The sequence below is a fragment of the Streptococcus oralis SK304 genome (genome assembly GCF_000287715.1).
GTDB lineage: Bacteria > Bacillota > Bacilli > Lactobacillales > Streptococcaceae > Streptococcus > Streptococcus oralis_Y.
The window spans coordinates 1-3,582 of record NZ_ALJN01000023.1 but is presented as its reverse complement, the minus strand read 5'-3'; the positions used below and the strand labels follow the sequence as shown (position 1 = coordinate 3,582).

At 39.7% G+C, this 3,582-nt stretch carries 4 protein-coding genes and 1 pseudogene; all 5 read right to left on the bottom strand.

Features of this window, described 5'->3' with window-relative positions:
- A pseudogene (locus HMPREF1125_RS11990) lies at positions 1–428 on the bottom strand (IS3 family transposase); the annotation flags it as partial.
- A 78-nt stretch (positions 429–506) separates the two neighbouring features.
- The gene (locus HMPREF1125_RS11985) at positions 507–1,346 is read right to left on the bottom strand and encodes a thymidylate synthase (protein ID WP_000158632.1); all 840 of its coding nucleotides are present in this window, start codon (positions 1,344–1,346) and stop codon (positions 507–509) included.
- Positions 1,347–1,397: 51 nt separating this feature from the next.
- On the bottom strand, positions 1,398–1,832 hold the full coding sequence (locus HMPREF1125_RS11980) for an HD domain-containing protein (protein WP_001097944.1): 435 nt from the start codon (positions 1,830–1,832) through the stop codon (positions 1,398–1,400).
- Between the two features lie 94 nt (positions 1,833–1,926).
- On the bottom strand, positions 1,927–2,886 hold the full coding sequence (locus HMPREF1125_RS11975) for an ROK family glucokinase (RefSeq protein ID WP_000078588.1): 960 nt from the start codon (positions 2,884–2,886) through the stop codon (positions 1,927–1,929).
- Positions 2,887–2,989: 103 nt separating this feature from the next.
- A partial coding sequence (locus HMPREF1125_RS11970; protein ID WP_000311608.1) for an Ltp family lipoprotein occupies positions 2,990–3,582 on the bottom strand: 593 nt, incomplete at its 5' end.

The window sequence follows — 3,582 nt, the reverse complement described above, 5'->3', positions numbered from 1 at the left end:
GTCCGTAAGCGTTCATTCTCCTCTTGGAGTCGCTCTAGTTCTGTCATTTCTTCCCAAGTTTTCTTCCGTTTAAGTCCCATTTTAGGTACTCTCCCTCTTATTTTCTCAACAATAGTATACCCGTTTTTCTTGTATTGCGCCAGCCAATTTGAAAGCATTCCTTGGTTTGGGAGGGCATAATCAAGACTAACACTTCTTTGCGAATGTCCTTCCAACAGAACTTTCTCAACCATTTCTTGTTTTAATTCAGGGGAATAGTAACGATTTTTTCCTTTTTTGACGAACTCCATTCCGTAACGATCAATCAATTTAATCATGTATCTAAGATTAGAATTGTTTATCCCAAATTTATTTGAAAGCTTCTCTAAGCTATATCCTTGCTTTCTAAGTTCATAGATCTGAACTTTATCTTCATAACTCAATTTCATAATAAAAACACCCCAAAAGTTAGATTTTTTCTGTCTAACTTTTGGGGTGCAGTTCACTAACGGGTGGTTATGATTTTCTTAAATAGCCAAATCAAACTTCAGCTGTGGCTTAACCGGATCATAGTCGACCAACTCAAAGTCTTCCACTTTGATATCAAAGAAATTAGTCCCATCAGGAATATTTAAAACCAAGCGTGGTTGGCAGTTTGACGGCTCACGACGGAGCAATTCCTCTGCTTGTTCAAACTGATTATCATAGATATGAAGGTTGTTTATAAAGTAGAAGAACTTCCCAACCTTCCAGCCGAAATGCTTGGCAATCATCATCTGCAAAGCTACGTACTGCATAGCGTTAATGTGGTGGGCCACTAGCATGTCATTAGAACGCTGAGTCAAGGTCGCATCTAGATAGATTTCCCCATCTACGCGACGGACATCAAACATGGTCTGAAAGGCGCATGGAAGAAGACCATCTGTCTCCTCAAAAGCTTGGTAATCCCAGAGAGAGATGATATTGCGACGATTCCAAGGGTTGGCTTCCAACTGTTTGAGAATCTTATTGATGATGTCGTGTTTCTTAACGACTGCCCCATAGCGCTCACCAATGGTTCCCGTATCTTCCACTTCCCAGTCATTCCAGTAGTGAACATTGTACTTGCTATTCAGCACTTCTAGGCTATTAGACTGATCTTGGTAGATCCAGAGTACTTCCTTGATAGCGGATTTTATTGCAATGGGACGCAAGGTTGTGATGGGAAATTCCCCTTTGGCCAAATCATACTCCGCAAAGGCACCCGTTACGTACTTAGAATTGGCAACTGTCCCATCCTTATACTTAGGACGTGCCTGCTCAGAAAAGACACCTTCCTTAAGAATTCGTTCTATATTTTCTTTAAAAATCGTATCAGCTTTTGTCATTTACTCTCACCTCATTTATTGTCCTAACTAGTATAGCATAAAAAATCTTTTCTACATACTCAGATAATCAATGGCCTTTTTATATTTTTCTAATCCTCCCAAATCCTTGTCAGTAATGGTCTCAAGTCTCGATAAATCTGAATTATGTTTTAGGTCAGCTAATTTTACGGCTCTCGCAAGAGGATTGGATTTCACAGTTTTCAGATAGGTTTGATAGTCTTGTCCCTTTTTCTTTGACAAAATCTGAACGGCTGTAACTACTGTCTCTGGTAAACCAGCATTTAGTAACTCTTCAGCAGTAACAGAACTATCCTCAATAACATCATGTAGTAGAGCCACTGCTTTCTCTTCTTCAGAATCAACTTGGCTCGCAACAAAAATTGGATGTTCTATATAATCTATCCCTGCCTTATCAAATTGTCCTCCATGAGCTTCCGTCGCGATAGACAATGCTAATTCAAGCATGGGGTGTTTTGATGTGTTCATCTAGCGATTCCTTCCCAAAATTAAAACCTATTTCGTTTTATTCGACTTTCAAAAAAGAGCTTGATGGATAACCAAGCTCTATTATCAATCTATCTTATTGCAATACAAGTGATGCTGCTCCGATAACTCCAGCGTCATTTCCTAGAGTTGCAAGAGCCAATTTAGTGGATGTGCGTACTTGTGGGAAGGTATTTTCGTCGTAGACTTTTTGAACACCTTGGAGAAGAAATTCTCCAGCTGCTGACACCCCACCACCAATAACGATTGTTGATGGGTTTAGGATTGAACCGATATTAGCACATGCGATTCCCAAGTAACGTGAGAAGTTACGGTAAACGATCAAGGCAAGGTCGTCCCCTTCTTTTGCAAGGTCAAAGACAGTTTTAGCAGTTACTTCTTCTCCGTCATCAATCAAGCGTTTCAAAGCTGCATCGCCTTCGTATTCATCTGCATAACGACGAGTCAAGTTGACAATCCCTGTTGCTGAAGCAACTGTCTCAAGACAGCCTTTTTTACCACAGGTACATGCGATTGGTTGGTCAAAGTCAACAGTGATGTGACCAAGCTCACCAGCAGCACCAGCAACACCGTGAAGCAATTTGCCTTCTGCCACGATACCGCCACCAACACCTGTACCAAGTGTCATAAAGACAACGTCTGGTTGGTTGTCACCTGCACCCATCCAACGCTCACCGAGAGCAGCTACGTTGGCATCATTGTCGATGAAGAATGGGATACCCAAGGCTTTTTCGATTTTTTCTTTAATTGGTTGAAGAGTTTTCCAGTTCAGGTTGTAGGCACCGATAACAGTTCCTTTCTCACGGTCAACCACACCAGGTGATCCCATTCCAATGCCTCGGAAATCTGTAGCAGACAATCCAAGCAAGTCCAAACGATGTTGAATAGACTCAATCATATCATCTACGATATGGCTTCCCTCGTCCAAAATATTGGTCTTGATAGACCATTTTTCTTGGATTTCTCCCTCTTGAGTTAAAATTGCGAACTTAACAGATGTCCCACCAAGGTCAATCCCAATAATCTTTTGACTCATCGTCTTCTCCTTTTTAATTGAAAATGCTTACAGATATAGTATAACAAAATCATTAGATTTGTGCAAAGCTTTGCATGAAAAAGTTACATCTAATATTTAATAACTATTTATCCCCTAGTTTTTGAATTGCATAGTTTACTTCTTCTTTTGTAAATTGTCCAATCCAAGGAGAAGTTAGCCTCTCATAAATTTTTGTCTTTGATAAATTGGTATTCTTTCGGTATTCTCTTGCTTGAGCTAAGGCATTCGCCTTATAGTCTGCTTGCAAATGATTGATAGCATATTGTGCAGTGTCACTATTAAAACCTTCAAAAATTAACATCTCATAAATTCTTTTTTTTGACAAATGAATCCTATTATAAGCTTTTGCTCTCTTTAAAGCTGCTGAGTATGGATTCCCGGCTGCTGGTTTTGGTTGCCACACACCATCGTATCCTACATAGTAACGACCACCATCTACCCATTTATCCCTTACCATTTTGCCTTTAGAATCAACATAGTAACGACCGCCATCTACCCATTCATTCTTGGCCACCTTTCCATCTGATTTATAATAATAGTATCCTACCCATTTATTGCGGGCAATGCTTCCTTCTGGTGTTAAATCTAGTTTTTGAATTGCATAGTTTGCTTCTTCTTTTGTAAATTGTCCAATCCAAGGAGAAGTTAGCCTCTCATAAATTTTTGTCTTTGATA

Coding starts and splice junctions, on each gene's coding strand:
- HMPREF1125_RS11985 (WP_000158632.1), bottom strand. CDS start 1,346: ATGACAAAAGCTGATACGATTTTTAAAGAAAATATAGAACGAATTCTT.
- HMPREF1125_RS11980 (WP_001097944.1), bottom strand. CDS start 1,832: ATGAACACATCAAAACACCCCATGCTTGAATTAGCATTGTCTATCGCG.
- HMPREF1125_RS11975 (WP_000078588.1), bottom strand. CDS start 2,886: ATGAGTCAAAAGATTATTGGGATTGACCTTGGTGGGACATCTGTTAAG.